13 protein-coding genes are annotated in these 15096 nt (G+C 75.2%); 9 read left to right on the top strand and 4 right to left on the bottom strand.

The window, feature by feature from the left end; genetic code table 11:
- The first annotated feature begins 56 nt into the window (after positions 1-56).
- A complete protein-coding gene (locus ACSNOD_RS18395) occupies positions 57-932 on the top strand; it encodes a hypothetical protein (protein ID WP_436768054.1) in 876 nt (291 codons plus the stop codon).
- A gap of 23 nt (positions 933-955) precedes the next feature.
- Here the strand turns inward: ACSNOD_RS18395 and ACSNOD_RS18400 are convergent, their stop codons facing one another.
- On the bottom strand, positions 956-2353 hold the full coding sequence (locus tag ACSNOD_RS18400; RefSeq protein ID WP_436768055.1) for an NADP-dependent succinic semialdehyde dehydrogenase: 1398 nt from the start codon (positions 2351-2353) through the stop codon (positions 956-958).
- A 248-nt stretch (positions 2354-2601) separates the two neighbouring features.
- Here ACSNOD_RS18400 and ACSNOD_RS18405 point away from each other — a divergent pair, with 248 nt between their 5' ends.
- Both ACSNOD_RS18405 and ACSNOD_RS18410 read left to right on the top strand, forming a co-directional pair.
- Positions 2602-4155 (top strand): FAD-dependent oxidoreductase, encoded by a 1554-nt coding sequence (locus tag ACSNOD_RS18405; RefSeq protein WP_436768056.1) that lies wholly within the window; start codon positions 2602-2604, stop codon positions 4153-4155.
- Positions 4156-4377: 222 nt separating this feature from the next.
- Positions 4378-5160: a VOC family protein gene (locus ACSNOD_RS18410; RefSeq protein WP_436768057.1), complete on the top strand. Its 783-nt coding sequence runs from the start codon at positions 4378-4380 to the stop codon at positions 5158-5160.
- 344 nt (positions 5161-5504) lie between these two features.
- On the opposite strand, the gene ACSNOD_RS18415 is transcribed toward ACSNOD_RS18410, so the two are convergent.
- Entirely contained in the window at positions 5505-6524 is a 1020-nt protein-coding gene (locus ACSNOD_RS18415) for an isopenicillin N synthase family dioxygenase (RefSeq protein WP_436768058.1), read from the bottom strand.
- A gap of 457 nt (positions 6525-6981) precedes the next feature.
- On the opposite strand from ACSNOD_RS18415, the gene ACSNOD_RS18420 reads away from it, so the two are divergent.
- Complete coding sequence (locus ACSNOD_RS18420) at positions 6982-7644, top strand: transcriptional regulator (RefSeq protein ID WP_436768059.1); 663 nt, start codon at positions 6982-6984, stop codon at positions 7642-7644.
- Between the two features lie 78 nt (positions 7645-7722).
- Here the strand turns inward: ACSNOD_RS18420 and ACSNOD_RS18425 are convergent, their stop codons facing one another.
- Positions 7723-8481: a DUF72 domain-containing protein gene (locus ACSNOD_RS18425; RefSeq protein ID WP_436768060.1), complete on the bottom strand. Its 759-nt coding sequence runs from the start codon at positions 8479-8481 to the stop codon at positions 7723-7725.
- Between the two features lie 51 nt (positions 8482-8532).
- Here ACSNOD_RS18425 and ACSNOD_RS18430 point away from each other — a divergent pair, with 51 nt between their 5' ends.
- From ACSNOD_RS18430 to gndA, 4 genes are all read left to right on the top strand, one after another.
- Positions 8533-8955, top strand: a complete 423-nt coding sequence (locus tag ACSNOD_RS18430; protein WP_436768061.1) for an HIT family protein — start codon at positions 8533-8535, stop codon at positions 8953-8955.
- 196 nt (positions 8956-9151) lie between these two features.
- Complete coding sequence (locus tag ACSNOD_RS18435; RefSeq protein ID WP_436768062.1) at positions 9152-10762, top strand: phosphoribosyltransferase family protein; 1611 nt, start codon at positions 9152-9154, stop codon at positions 10760-10762.
- 96 nt (positions 10763-10858) lie between these two features.
- Positions 10859-11128, top strand: coding sequence for a DUF1876 domain-containing protein (locus ACSNOD_RS18440; protein ID WP_436768063.1), 270 nt, complete (start codon positions 10859-10861; stop codon positions 11126-11128).
- Between the two features lie 517 nt (positions 11129-11645).
- The gene (gene gndA, locus ACSNOD_RS18445) at positions 11646-13109 is read left to right on the top strand and encodes an NADP-dependent phosphogluconate dehydrogenase (protein ID WP_436768064.1); all 1464 of its coding nucleotides are present in this window, start codon (positions 11646-11648) and stop codon (positions 13107-13109) included.
- 24 nt (positions 13110-13133) lie between these two features.
- On the opposite strand, the gene ACSNOD_RS18450 is transcribed toward gndA, so the two are convergent.
- Positions 13134-13769, bottom strand: coding sequence for an endonuclease (locus ACSNOD_RS18450; protein ID WP_436768065.1), 636 nt, complete (start codon positions 13767-13769; stop codon positions 13134-13136).
- Positions 13770-14018: 249 nt separating this feature from the next.
- On the opposite strand from ACSNOD_RS18450, the gene ACSNOD_RS18455 reads away from it, so the two are divergent.
- A complete protein-coding gene (locus ACSNOD_RS18455) occupies positions 14019-14915 on the top strand; it encodes a hypothetical protein (protein WP_436768066.1) in 897 nt (298 codons plus the stop codon).
- The last annotated feature ends 181 nt before the right edge of the window (positions 14916-15096 follow it).

Consider the following 15096-nt stretch of genomic DNA (forward strand, 5'->3'; position numbering starts at 1 on the left):
CCCCCCCCCCCCCCCCCCCCCCCCCCCCCCACCACCGGGCGAAGGAGGTCGCCGACATGTCCACCCGCCGGGTGCGGTACGCGCTCGCAATGATCTGTGTCGTGACGGGGTCCTGTGTCGTGGCGGGGTGCTCCGCGCCGGCCGCGCGGACCGGCCACCGCGCGGAAGCCGCGCCTCCCATGACCGACGAGGCCAGAGCGCTCGTCCTGCCCTTCGACGCGTACGAGGCGTCCCTGGCCGACTACTACACCCTGCGCGACGCCCAGGACGCCCTCACCCGCACCTGCATGCGCGAGCGCGGCTTCGACTGGCCGGTGATCGACCGGCCGACCGCGGTGGACGAGAACAGGAACCGGCGCCGCTACGGAGTCATCGAACCCGCCGTCGCCGAACGCTTCGGCTACCACGCCACCCCGGATCTCCTCGACCCCTACGGCGTGAGCGGGCGGGAGGACCGGCGCGACGCCCGGCTCTCGGACGAGGAGGACCGGGCGGCCAACGCCCCCGACACGGGATGCGTCATCACGGCGCACCGGAAGCTCCTCGACGACGCCCGCGCCGATGTGGACCTGAAGCTCTTCAACGACCTCGGCGAACGGGCTCTCGCCGCGGCCCGGGACGAGCCGGACACGGCCCGCGCGCTGCGGGAGTGGAGCGCGTGCATGCGCGGCGCGGGCTTCGACTACCCCGGCCCCTACGAGGCCATGAAGGACGACCGGTGGTGGAAGGACGACACCCTTCCCACCCGCCAGGAGATCGCGGTGGCCGTCGCGGACGTACGCTGCAAACAGCGCTCCGGACTGGTCGAGGCGTGGTTCGCGGCGGAGAAGCGCCTCCAGGAACGAGCGATACGGGACCATCCCGCGTACTTCACGGCGCTGAAGGACGCCAAACAGCGGCACATCGCCACCGCACGCGCCGTTCTCGATTGAGGCTGTTCGGACCGTTCGGGCCCCTACGCCGAGATCCAGACCGTCGTCGCGTTGCAGAACTCACGAATCCCGTGGCCCGCCAGCTCCCGCCCGTAACCGGACCGCTTCACACCGCCGAACGGCATCGCGGGGTGCGAGGCCGTCATCCCGTTGACGTACACGCCGCCCGCCGCCAGCTCGGCGACGAACCGTTCGCGCTCGGCCTCGTCCTCGGTCCAGACGTTGGAGCTCAGCCCGAAGGGCGAGTCATTGGCGATGCGCAGCGCCTCGTCCAGGTCGGCGGCCCGGTAGAGCGCGGCGACCGGCCCGAACGCCTCCTCGCGGTGGATGCGCATCCCGGGGGTGACGCCGGCCAGCACGGTCGGCTCGTAGTACCAGCCCGCGGCGAGCTCCTCGGCCCGCGGCCGGCCCCCGCCGCAGAGCACGGTCGCGCCCCGCTCCCGCGCGTCGTCGACGAGCTCTTCGAGGTCGGCGCGCCCCTGCTCCGTGGCGAGCGGTCCGATGTCCGTGGCCTCGTCCAGGGGGTCGCCGACCCGCAGCCGCGCCATGGCCGCCACGAACGCCTCGGTGAAGGCGTCGTAGACGTCCGTGTGCACGATGAAGCGCTTGGCGGCGATGCAGGACTGCCCGTTGTTCTGGGTGCGCGCGGTCACCGCGGTCTGCGCGGCTCGGGCCACGTCCGCGGAGGGCATGACCACGAAGGGGTCGCTGCCGCCCAGCTCCAGCACGGTCTTCTTGATCTCGTCGCCGGCGACGGCGGCCACCGAGCGGCCGGCGCCCTCGCTGCCGGTGAGGGTGGCGGCGGCGATCCTCGGGTCCCGCAGGATCGCGTCGACGGCGCGGGAGCCGACCAGCAGGGTCTGGAAGCAGCCCTCGCGGTAGCCGGCCCTGCGCATCAGTTCTTCGAGGTAGAGCGCGGTCTGCGGCACGTTCGACGCGTGCTTGAGCAGTCCGACGTTGCCGGCCATCAGGGCGGGCGCGGCGAAGCGCACGACCTGCCAGAGCGGGAAGTTCCACGGCATGACGGCGAGCACGGGCCCGAGCGGGCGGTAGCGCACGTACGCCGTCGACGCCCCGCTGTCCTTGATGTCCGCGGCCGACGGGCGCTCGTCGGCGAGCAGCTCCTCGGCGTGGTCGGCGTACCAGCGCATGGCCTTGGCGCACTTGGCGGCCTCCGCGCGGGCCGCGCCCAGCGGCTTGCCCATTTCGATGGTGATGGTGCGGGCGATCTCGTCGCGGTCGCGCTCCAGCAGGTCGGCGGCCCGGCGCAGCAGCTCGGCGCGCTCGTCGAAGCCGGTGGTCCGGTACTCCTGGAAGGCCCGGTGGGCGCGGGCCAGCCGTTCCTCGACGGCGTCGGCGTCCAGTGGCTGGAACGTCCGCAGCGTCTCGCCGGTGGCGGGGTTCACGGTCGCGATGGGCATGGAAGAAGCCTCCTCGTCTCCGGCCTGTCCTGGCTGTACGCCTCTCCTGGCTGCACGCGGCTTCGCCTACCCGATGGTCCCCCCGCGACGCCCGCCGGTCCACTCCTCGCGGGGCTCCTCGCGGGACTCCTCACGGGACTCGCGGGACTCCTCGCAGGACGGCGGTACGACCTCGACCCGCCCTCGTGCCGTTGCGCCGTTCGAGCCGTCCTCGTTACCCCGGCGGCCGTCCGGGAATCCGAGAGGACATGCCGAATCCGCGAATGTCCCCCACGTCGTACTGGCTGGACACCACCGAGAGCACCGCCCACCCCTCCCTCGACGCCGATCTCGACGTCGACGTCGCCGTCGTCGGCGGAGGCATCGCCGGGCTGTGCACCGCGTGGGAGCTGGCCCGCGCCGGCCGGTCGGTGGTGGTGCTGGAGGCCGACCGGATCGCCGCCGGCGTCACCGGTTTCACCACGGCCAAGCTCACCGCGCTGCACGGGCTGATCTACAGCAAGCTCCGCTCGTCCCACGGCGCCGAGGCCGCCCGGCTGTACGCGAGCTCCCAGCAGGACGCGATGGAGCACGTGGCCGACGTCTGTGCCGAGCTGGGCATCGACGCCGAGCTGGAGCGGGTGCCCGCCTATACGTACGCCGAGTCCACCGACCGGCTGGACGACCTGCGCGAGGAGGCCGAGGCGGCCCGCGAGGCGGGGCTGCACGCGTCCTTCGTGGAGGCCACCGGGCTGCCGTTCGAGGTCGCCGGGGCGGTGTGCGTGGAGGCGCAGCTCCAGTTCCACCCGCGCAAGTTCCTGCTGGGGCTGGCAGCCGACTTCCTGGCCCGCGGTGGCCGCATCCACGAGCGCAGCCGGGTGGTGAACCTCCACGACGGCGCCCGCTGCCGGCTCACCACGGAGAGCGGGGCGGAGGTCACGGCCCGTGACGTGGTGGTGGCCACGCACTCTCCGGTCTTCGACCGGGCGATGCTGTTCACCCGGCTCAAGCCGCGCCGGGAGCTGGTGGTGGCGGCGCCGGTGCCGGCGGAGGCCGTGCCCATGGGCATGTACATCACCCCCGAGCAGCACACCCGCTCGGTCCGCACGGCCCCGTACGAGAACGGGCAGCGGCTGCTGATCATTACCGGTGAGTCGTCGGAGCCGGGCTCGGACGACGTCGGCGAGCGGTTCGAGCGGCTGGAGGCGTGGGCGGGCGAGCGGTTCCCGGCGTTCGCCGCGGCCGGCGAGGCGACCCGCTACCGCTGGGCCACGCAGGACAACGACTCCAGCGACCACGTGCCGTACGTCGGCCACGCCTATCCGGGCACCTCCCACGTGTACGTGGCGAGCGGCTTCGGCGGCTGGGGCATGAGCAACGGCGTCATGGCGGGCCGGCTGATCACCGCCCATGTGCTCGGCGGCGAGCGGCCGCAGTGGACCGACCTCTACGACCCGCGCCGGCTCCCCCCGCTCAAGGACGCCCCGACGCTGCTGGCGTTCCAGTCCGCCGTGGCCAAGCACTTCGTCGGGGACCGGCTGCACACCTCCCACGTGGACTCCGTGGACGAGATCCCGCCGGGCAGCGGGGCCGTGGTCCGGCTGGCGGGCCGGCGCTGCGCGGTGTACCGCGACGAGTCGGGCGCCGCCCGGGCGGTTTCCGCCCGCTGCACCCACCTGGGCTGTCTGGTGCGTTTCAACGACGCCGAGCGGGCCTGGGAGTGCCCCTGCCACGGCTCCCGGTTCGCCGTCGACGGCTCGGTGCTGCACGGGCCCGCCACCCGGCCCCTGGAGCCGCGGGAGGTCCCCGGCGCGGAGGAGTGAGCGCGCTCCGGCGCGTACGGGCGTACGGCGTACGGAGGTGCAGGCGTACGGGCGTACCGACTACGCGCCCGGGGCGACGTACGGGCGTACGACGGGAGCGACGCACGGTCCGCGAGTGGCCACCCGTACCATCCGACCTTTTGGGTAGCATTTCTGGTGGTTCAGGTGGAATGTGGTAGGCAGCATTTCGCGGGGTTCCGCGCGGGAACGAGGTGAGCGGCCTTGACGGCCACATCGCAGACGATCCAGGGGGCGCCCTGCTGGGTGAGCCTGACAACACGCGACCTGGCGGCCGCCCGGGACTTCTACGGGGCCGTGCTGGGCTGGACGTATCGGCCGGGCTTCCAGGGCCAGGGCAACTACGCCGTGGCCCTCGCCGACGGCGCGCCGGTCGCCGGCCTGGGCGAGACGACCCAGAGCATGGGCTTCGCGGGCTCGTGGACCGCGTACTTCACCGCGCACAGCGCGGACGTGGTGGCCTCCCGGGTCCGGGAGCGGGGCGCCACGGTGGGCGTGGGGCCGCTGGAGTTCGGCAAGGGCCGGGTGGCGCTGGCCTCCGACCCGGGCGACGCGGTGTTCGGGATCTGGGAGGGGCCGGTCGACCCCGAGTGGCGGGTCGGCCGGGGCGCCGGGGCCCCCGCCTGGCTGGAGCTGCGGACCCGGGACCCGTTCGCGTCGGCGCTCTTCTACGGCGGGGTGTTCGACTGGGACGCCCAGGGGCCGGACGCGATCGACGTCCGCTTCGAGCACGACCGGGTGATGCTGCGGATCGGCGGGCAGACCGTGGCGGGGCTGTACGGCGGCGGCGTGGAGGCCGCGCCCGACCCGCACATCCGCCCGCAGTGGCACGTCTACTTCTGCGTCGCGGACGTCGACGCCGCGGTGGAGCGGGCGACGGCGGCCGGCGGCACGGTGATCTCCCGGCCGGCGGACACGCCGTTCGGACGCGCGGCCTCGCTGCGCGACCCCGAGGGCGGTCTGTTCCACATCTCCGGAAACCAGTAGCCGGCGGCGCCGGGGCGACAGCCGTACGGGGGCCCGGTCGCGGTTCGGCCGGTGACCCTGAGGGAACACTCGCGCACGCCCGCCGCGCTGCTCGCGGCGGGCGGCGCCTCCGCCCCGGCCACGCGGCAGACATCGGATGACCGGAGCGACGCCAGCGGACTTTACGGCGGCGGCCAGGGGCCCGCAAGCCCTCGCGGCCCCTTCCGCCCGCATCGGCCGACCTCTGCCCCGTGAAGCCCAACTACTTGCCCGCCAGGGCGAGTTGGGCCACACCGGAGGGCAGCCGGCCGAAGGGCGGACGGGGGCGATCAGGGGCCGGAAGAACCACGCGGAGCGAAGCGCGCTCAGGCGGCCGGAGCGAGGGCCTCCGTCAGCAGTCGGGAGTGGTGCCGCCGGGCGACCTCCGGGTGCGCCCGCAGCCACCCCTTGAGCTCGTTGCGGCCGTACTCCGCGAAGAGCGGATTGGCCGGGTCGCGCGTCACGCCGGGCGCGCGCTCCGCGTGGGCGAACGGCAGCGGCTCGATCCGGGCGTCCAGCCGGGGGTTGTAGAAGAACGGCACCGAGAAGCGCTCGGTGGCGCCGGGCGGGCTCACCACGCGGTGGTTGGTGGCCTTGAGATAGCCGTTGGTGGCCACCTCCAGCAGTTCGCCGAGGTTCACCACGAACGCCCCCGGCAGCGGCGGCACATCGTGGAACGCGCCGTCCTCGCGCTGCACCTGGAGGCCGCCGATCGCGTCCTGGAGCAGCAGGGTGAGGAAGCCGTAGTCCTTGTGGGCGCCGACGCCCTGCTCCGAGCCGTCGTCGGCGCGGCCGGGGTAGCGGACCATCTTGAGGTGCAGATGCGGCTCGCCGGCGAAGGCGTCGTCGTAGAAGCCGGGCGGGGCGCCGATGGCGGCGAGCAGCTCGCGCAGCAGGCGGTGGGCGATGGCGCTCAGCCGGTCGAGCCAGGCCAGCGCGGTGGTGCGCAGCTCCGGCAGGGCGGCGGGCCACTGGTTGGGGCCCTCCAGCCACCAGTAGCCGGGCTCCCCCGGCGCGGGGACGCGGGCGGGCCGCTCGGCGCCGATGTCGAGCTGGTCGCGCCAGTCCCGGCTGCCGCCGGTGCGCTCGTCGCCGATGCGGGTGTAGCCCCTGAAGTGCGGGGAGTTGAGGTTGCTGATCGCCATCCGGTCGGCCTCCGGCAGGGCGAAGAACGCCCGGATGACGCGCATCAGCTCCGCGGTCTCGGCCGGGGTGACGCCATGCCCCGTGAGCTGGAAGAAGCCCACGTCATGGGCGGCGGAGTGGAGTTGGGCGCGCAGCCGGGCGCGGGCGTCGGGGCCCTGGTCGGCGGCGGACAGATCGATCACGGGAAGCTGCTGCGACATGGTGCATCCGCAAAGGGTGAGGGCTCGGCCACGCCCGGTGATGGCCGGGGCGTACCGCGCCGTCGACGCCGGGGTGCGGCGTACGGCTCGGGCCGAGCGGGGTGGAGGAAGGAAGGCGCCGTCCCGCGGGAACGGCGAACGCGCGGCCGGAAGAAAGGGCGGCGCGGAGGGTCAGCCGATGGGCCGACAGGACATGCTCGTGACGCGGACGAGGTCCACATGGCGGCGTCGAACGAGCAGAAGCATGCGTTCACCCTAACCCCGCGAGAGCCGTGCGACGGCGTGACGCCGATCACACCGCCGTCCGCTCCCGCGCGCCGACCAGGCGCTTTGCCGCCCGAGCCGGGCCCACGGCCCGCCAGGACGCGTTCGCGGCGTCCGGCCTCCACGGGGGCGCTTCCCGTGAGACGGTGAGCGGTGTCCAGGTTCCCGGTCCCCGCACGGGAGGCGCAGCGCCATGCCCCGTACCGCTCAGGACGCCCTCGACGACGCGGTTCGCGCCCTCGCCCCCGACGCCGGGGCCAACCGGTTCCTGCCCCTGGTGACCACCGGCCGCGCGCCCCTGCACGCCCTGGCCGCCCTCGCGGCCGAGCAGCACCTCGTCATCGGCAGCGATCGCCGCAGCTTCGCGCATCTGGCGGGGCGGTCGGCGGACCCCTCGGCCGCGGCGTTCTTCGCCGCGCTGGCGGACGGCGAGGACGTGGCGCTGCGCGAGCTGGCCCGCTTCGCCACCGCCTGCGGCCTGGACGGTGCGGCCCTCGCCGCGTACGAGCCGAGGGCCGGCTGCCAGGCGTACCCCGCCTACGCGGCGTGGCTGGCGCTCCAGGCGGAGCCGGCCGATGTCGTGATCGCGCTGACCGCGAACTTCGCCGCCTGGGGCGGCTACTGCCGCGCCATGGCCGACGCGCTGCGCCGCGGATACGGCCTGGACGACGCGGCCTGCGGCTTCTTCGACTTCTTCGCGGCCCCCGCGCCGGAGATCGGGCGGCTGGCGCTGGCGGCCGTGGCGACCGGGCTGGAGCGGGGCACGGTCTCGGAAGCGGCGGCACAGCGCTACGGGCGGCTCCTCCAGAGCTACGAGCTGATGTTCTGGAACACCCTCGCGGACGCGGCGGGTTGAGCCACGGGGCCGGGCACCGTACGCGGGGCCCGGGACGAGCGCCCGGACAGGAGGGGCGCCCGGACAGGAGGGGCGGGGTCACGCGCCGGGCGTGCGGCTCACCGTGCGGCCCAGGGCCCGCGCGGCGCGGGCGAACACGGCGGCGTCGCGGTAGGCCGCGCCACCGGGGTCGTTGTTGAAGTACGCGTACACGTCGGCGGCGTCCGGGTAGGCGTCGGCGACGCGCCGGGCCCAGCTCGCCAGGGCGCGCCGGCCGTAGCGCGGCCAGGGGGCGGCCCGGCCGGCGTGGAAGCGCACGTACCCCCAGTCGGCCGTCCGCCACAGCGGGGTCACCGGCCGGGACCCCCGGTCGGCCCAGCACAGCGCCGCGCCGTGCTCCTCCAGGACGGCCCGCGTGCCGTCGGTCCACCAGGTCTCGTGCCGGGGCTCGACGGCCACCCGGACGCCGGCGGGGAAGCAGCGCAGACAGCGGGCGAGCGCCTCGGGGTCGGCCCGGAGCGTGGGCGGCAGCTGGAGCAGGACGGGGCCGAGCCGCTCGCCCAGCCCGGCGGCGCGCGCCATCAGCCGGCCCACCGGCTCCTCGGGGTCGCGCAGCCGCTTGATGTGGGTCAGATAGCGGCTGGCCTTGACCGCCATCACGAAGCCGGCGGGGGTGCGGTCGCGCCAGGCGGCGAAGGTGGCGGCCTCGGGGAGCCGGTAGAAGGCGTTGTTGTTCTCGACGGTGGCGAACCGGCTCGCGTACTCCTCCAGCCAGAGGCGCTGGGGCAGGGCGGCCGGATAGAGGCCCGGGCGCCAGTCGGCGTACTGCCAGCCGGAGGTTCCGACGAGGAGCGTCATACGGGATGCGTTCCCCGCGTGCGTGCGGGCGTCACGTAGTTGACTTGCGCCATGAGCTGCCCGTTCTGTGCGATCGTCGCCGACCTCTCCCCCGCCCACCGCGTGCTGGAGGACGCCACGGCCGTGGCGTTCCTGGACACCCGGCCCCTCTTCCCCGGCCACGTCCTCGTCGTGCCCCGGCGGCACGCCGAGACGCTCACGGACCTCCCGGAGAGCGAGGTCGGGCCCTTCTTCGGCCGGGTGCGGCGGGTGGCGGCGGCGGTGCAGGAGGCCATGGGGGCGGCCGGCTCCTTCGTCGCCGCGAACAACCGGGTGAGCCAGTCCGTGCCGCATTTCCACGTCCATGTGGTGCCGCGCAACCCCAAGGACGGCCTGCGGGGTTTCTTCTGGCCCCGTACGCGGTACGCGGACGAGGCGGAGGCGGCCGGGGTCGCCGCCCGGGTGCGGGCCGCGCTCGACAGCGGGTCGCCCTGAGCTCGTTCCGCTCCCGGGGCGAGGGGCCGTCCCGGGACGCCCGATGCGGGCCCCGCATGGACTCTTCCGCCCCATTCTGCGCATATTGGACTGAGAGGCCGGAGCCCCCACGGGCCGCCGAAGGGCCCGCTGGGCCGGGGCCGAGAACGGGATTCCCTCACCGCCCGGGCCGGGGGGCCGGGATCAGAGGTGGACGATGCGATTCATCGACCGAGCGGACGCCGGGCGCCATCTGGCCGAGCGGCTCGAGCATCTGCGCAGCGAGAATCCGGTCGTGCTCGGCCTGCCGCGGGGCGGAGTGCCCGTGGCGTACGAGATCGCCCAGGTGCTGGAGGCGCCGCTGGACGTGATCCTGGTCCGCAAGCTGGGGGTGCCGTTCCACCGGGAGCTGGGCTTCGGCGCGATCGGTGAGGGCGGGGTGCGGGTGGTCCGCGGCGACATCGTGCGGATGAGCCATGTGGACGAGACGGACCTCGCCGAGGTCGAGCGGACCGAGCAGGTGGAGCTCGCCCGGCGGGCCGAACGCTTCCGGGGCGGCCGGCCGCGCGCCTCGCTCGCCAGCCGTACGGCGATCGTCGTGGACGACGGCATCGCGACCGGCGCGACCGCGTCCGCCGCCTGCCGGGTGGCGCGGGCGCAGGGCGCGGCGCGGGTGGTGCTGGCCGTGCCGGTGGCGCCGCCGGACGCGGTGGCCACGCTCCGGCCGGAGGTCGACGAGCTGGTCTGTCTGACCACGCCGGAGGTTTTCTTCGCGGTGGGCGAGTGGTACCGGGACTTCACCCAGACCGAGGACGCGGAGGTCGTCGACCTGCTCAGGCGCGGCGCGGCCTTCGGCGGCCAGGCCCCGGAGGCCGCGAGCGGGTCCGCCGCGGCGGCGGACCCCTCGGCCGGGGCGGACCCCTCGGCCGCGGCCGCCGACCCGCCGTCCGGAGCGGACCCGCCGTCCGCGGCCGCCGACCCGACCGGCGGGGACGCGAACCGCTCTCCCACGGGCGCGGGCCCCTCCCCCGGAGGCGCGGCCGCCTCCGCCGGGGGCGCGGGCCCGGCCGCCGGCCGTACGGGCGCCCCGGCCCCCGTCGAGCTGCCCGTGGAGAACGGCACCGTCCGGCTGCCCGGCGATCTGACGATGCCGCCCGGCGCCCCGGCCGTGGTCGCGTTCGCCCACGGCAGCGGCAGCAGCCGGCTCAGCCCGCGCAACCGGGCCGTGGCCGCGGCGCTCAACGAGGCGGGCCTGGGCACGCTCCTCTTCGACCTCCTCACCCCGGACGAGGAGCTCGACCGCTCGAACGTCTTCGCCATCGAGCCCCTGGCCCGCCGGCTGGCGGACGTCACCCGCTGGCTGCGCCGCGAACAGGTGCCCATCTGCTACTTCGGCGCCAGTACGGGCGCGGCCGCGGCCCTGTGGGCGGCGGCCGACCTGGCGGCGGAGGACGCTGCGGGAGCCGGCGGCGCGGGCGCCGGTGCGGCCGGGCCCGGTGGGGCTACGACGGCCGGCGGTGGCGCGGCGGCCGACGGCCCGGCGGTCGCGGCCGTGGTGTCCCGGGGCGGCCGCCCCGATCTCGCCGGGGCCCGGCTCGCGGGCGTACGGGCCCCGACCCTGCTGATCGTCGGCGGGCACGACGAGACCGTGCTCGACCTCAACCGCCAGGCGGCGGCCCGGCTGCGCTGCGAGCACCGGCTCGCGATCGTGCCGGGTGCCACGCATCTGTTCGAGGAGCCCGGCGCGCTGGCGGCGGTGTCCGAGCTCGCCCGCGACTGGTTCGCGGCCCACCTCGCCCCCTCGGGCGGCGTACGACGCGCCGGCTGAGGACGGCGTACGACGCGCCGGCCGAGGCCGGCCGGCCGGCCGGCGCCCCACCGGCGGCAACGTCCACCACCAACGCGCACATCGGAGGTCATGGCCATGGAGACGATCGTGGGGGGCAACATCGACATGGAGTTCCACGAGGGCGGACAGGAGACCGAGGCCGACGTCCGGCTGCGGCTGCGGGACGGCACGGAGGTGAAGGCCCACGGCGCCACCGTCCGGCACCCCAGCGACCCCGCCCGCCAGCGCATCGGCGAGGAGATCGCGGCGGCCCGGGCACTCAACGACCTCGCCAAGCAACTGCTCGACAAGGCCAGTGCGGACATCTCCGAGACCACGCACCAGCCCACGCGTCTGAGGCACTGACCCGCACGGCGGGCGGGGCGCGGTGCCGTGCGCCACGACCCGCCCGCCGACGGCCCGCGCCCGGCCCTACGCGACGCGGTGGAGGGCCTCCCCCATGGGAGAGCTCTCGCCGGCGACGTGCGCGCGGACGGACGCGAGGTAGTCCGCGCGCCGGACGCGACCGTGGCCGTGGGTGTCCAGTGCGCGAAGGCCGCCTCGATGTTGCCGAGCGGGTTGCCCAGCGCCGTGCGCAGCGCCGTGAACTCCCCTCGCCGCCCATCTGGCCGACCACGCCCGCGTGTTCATCGGGGTGACCGACCCGATCGACCCGCGCGTCGAGACCCCCGAGCAGGTCCGCGACAGGGTCCTGACCGCGGCCCGCCATGGCGGGGGCCGGGCGCCCGCGCGCCAGCCTTCCTCGAGCGGGGCGTGCCAGGATGGCCGAGCGGCGCCCGGGCCCGGGAGGAAGATCTTCGCCGGGCCGGACGTTGACGCCTCGCACAAGCCGTCGGAGCAAGCGACAGGAGTGGGACACCGCATGCCCAGCACTTCGGACGACACCCAGGCAACCGCACGCATCGGCGTCACCGGACTCGCCGTCATGGGCAGCAATCTGGCCCGGAACTTCGCCCGCCACGGCCACACCGTGGCCGTGCACAACCGCACCCCCACCCGGACCCGCGCGCTCATCGAGGAGTTCGGGCACGAGGGCGACTTCGTCCCCGCCGAGAGCGCCCAGGACTTCGTCGCCGCCCTCGAACGGCCCCGGCGGCTCGTCGTCATGGTGAAGGCCGGCGGCCCCACGGACGCCGTCATCGAGGAGTTCGCCCCGCTCCTGGAGCCCGGCGACATGATCATCGACGGTGGCAACGCGCACTTCGCCGACACCCGCCGCCGCGAGGCGGCCCTGCGCGAGCGCGGCATCCACTTCGTCGGCGCCGGCATCTCCGGCGGCGAGGAGGGCGCCCTCAACGGCCCCAGCATCATGCCCGGCGGCTCCCCCGAGTCGTACGAGGCCCTCGGCCCGCTGCTGGAGGACATCGCCGCCACGGCGGAGGACGGCACGCCCTGCTGCGCCCACATCGGCCCCGACGGCGCCGGCCACTTCGTGAAGATGGTGCACAACGGCATCGAGTACGCCGACATGCAACTCATCGCCGAGGCGTACGACCTGCTGCGCCATGTCGCCGGTTACGAGCCCGCGCGGATCGCCGAGACGTTCCGGACCTGGAACACCGGGCGGCTCGACTCGTACCTCATCGAGATCACCGCCGAGGTGCTCGCCCACACCGACGCCGCCACGGGCCGGCCGTTCGTGGACGTCGTGGCGGACGAGGCCGAGCAGAAGGGCACCGGCCGCTGGACCGTGCAGACCGCCCTCGACCACGGCGTCCCCGTCTCCGGCATCGCCGAGGCCGTCTTCGCCCGCTCCCTCTCCGGGGCCAGCGCCCTGCGCGAGGCGGCCCGCACCCTGCCGGGGCCCAAGCGGGACCCGCTCCCCGCCGAGGAGGCGACCGCGTTCGCCGCCCGGGTGGAGGAGGCCCTGTACGCCTCGAAGGTCGTCTCGTACGCCCAGGGCTGGAACATGATCGGCGCGGCGAGCGCCGAGTACGACTGGGGCATCGACCTCGGCCGGGTGGCCGCCATCTGGCGGGGCGGCTGCATCATCCGGGCCGCGTTCCTCGACCGCATCCGCTCGGCCTTCGCCACCGACCCGGGGCTGCCGACGCTGCTGGCCGACCGCGCCTTCGCCGACGAGATCGGCGCGGCCCAGGAGTCCTGGCGGGCGGTGGTCGGCACGGCCGTCGCCCACGGCGTCCCGACCCCCGGCTTCTCCGCCGCCCTGGCCTACTACGACGCGCTGCGCGCCGAGCGGCTCCCGGCCGCGCTCACCCAGGGGCAGCGCGACTTCTTCGGCGCCCACACGTACCGGCGCACCGACCGCGACGGCACGTACCACACGCTGTGGGGCGGTGACCGCGCCGAGGAGCGGCGCGACTGACGGCCTGTCGGCGCCCTGTCGGCGTCAGCCGGCGGCGGCGAGGACCTTGTCGGCGGCCTTCTTGTCGAGGGAGACGCGGACCAGGCCCGCCGCCAGCCGGGGCAGGTCCTCCGGCGCCACCAGCCGGGCCAGCGCTCCGGGCGCCGTGGGCAGCCCGAGGCGCTCCGCGCCGGACAGCGCCTTGCCGTCCAGGTGCGGGGCGACATCGGGCCACACGCCCTGCACCTCGCGCAGGAAGATGTCGGCCCCGGCCGGCCCGATGCCCGGGAAGCGGCGCAGGCCCTCCCCCGGGTCGCCGGCCTCGCGCAGCCGCCGCAGATCGCCCTTGAAGTCGCGGAGCAGCAGCTCCGCCTCGTCGCCGAGCTGAGTGGCGGTGCGCTCGTCGTAGCGGCGGTAGCCGCCCTCCCCGAGCGCGTCCACCCGCTGCTGCCAGTCGGCCCGCGCCATGCTCCGCGGGTCGCGCAGGCCGGCGGCGAACAGCGCGCGGGCCGCCGCCACGGCGATGTCCGCCCGGATGCGGGCGGACAGCAGATGGGAGAGGACCAGCAGCTGGTACAGCGGCGCGGGCGTGTCGCGCAGTCTGATGCCGGCCTCGGCGGCGTAGGTGCGACCCTCGCGGTCGAGCAGTGCGTGGACGACGGCTTCCTGCTTGCGGCCCATGCGGTCCCTCACCTCACGTTTTTTCGGCTGCTCCTTCGGCCGGGCCGCCGCTCCGGCGCCCGGTGCGCGGGTTCCCGGCGGCGCGACCGCCAATCGTTCACGGCCCCGGCCGCCGGGCCGATCACCCGTCCGGTCGCCCCGCCGCGCGTGGCGCGTTCCGCGCGTCCGCCCTTCGGGAGGGACCTGCGACGATGGAGATGCGGGTGGGACGCGGCGGACCCATTGGGCGACGAGGCGGCGAGGACAGCGATGACCGGCATCCAGGAGACCACCGGGCACGGCGGGCACCGGCGCGCGGTCCGCCACCAGGGCAAGACCGCGTTCGACGACGTGTACGACCGGCCCGACCCGCGGGCGTACTTCCGGCGGCTCCGGCCCCTGGCGTACCGCACCCCGCACCACGCCCAGCCCGTCTTCCGCCGGCTGCTCGCCGCCCACCAGGAAGTGACGGGGGCCGCCGGCCCGCCGACCGTGCTCGACATCTGCTGCTCCTACGGGGTCAACGCGGCGCTGATCAACCACGAGCTGAGCCTGGAGGAGCTCTACGCCCGCTACACCGCGCCCGAGCGGGCCGGCCTCACCACGGACGAGCTCATCGACGCCGACCGGGCGTTCTATGCCGGCCGGCGGCTGCCGAGCGCCGCGCCCGTCCTCGGGCTGGACGCGGCCGGCCGCGCCGTCGCCTACGCGGAGCGCGCCGGGCTTCTCGACCGCGGCTTCGGCGAGGACCTGGAGAGCGCGGACCCCGGCGAGGAGCTCACCCGGGCGCTCCCCCGGGTGGGGCTGATCACGGTCACCGGCGGCATCGGTTACGTCACGGAGCGGACCTTCGCGCGGCTCCTGCCGCACATGGCCCACGGGCCCGAGGGCGTGTGGGTGGCCGCCTTCGTGCTGCGGTCCGTCAGCTTCGAGCCGATCGCGGAGACGCTGGACGGGTTCGGGCTGGTCACGGAGAAACTGCCGCACACGTTCGCGCAGCGGCGGTTCAGTGACGAGCGGGAGCGGCGGGCCGCGCTGGCGGCGGTGGCCTCGGCGGGGCTCTCGCCCGAGGGCAAGGAGGAACTCGGCTTCCACCACTGTGAGCTTTTTCTGGCCCGGCCCGGGCCGGTGGCGGCGTGGCGCCCCGCGGACCTCTACGCGATGTGAAGTGTGCGCGACGTTCTTGACGTGACCGTCGCTGCGTTTCCGCGCCTTCGGCGCTTTGCGCGACGACCGGGGTCACGTTGTCCGTGACGTGAGCGTTTGCCCGCGCCTTCGGTGCGGGGACCGCCCCACCCCGGCCTCCGGCCGGGGAAAAGAGCCCCGCCCCTTCGGGGCGGGAGAGGGG

Source organism: Streptomyces sp. URMC 123, from assembly GCF_051386515.1.
In the GTDB taxonomy this organism is placed as follows: Bacteria; Actinomycetota; Actinomycetes; order Streptomycetales; family Streptomycetaceae; genus Streptomyces.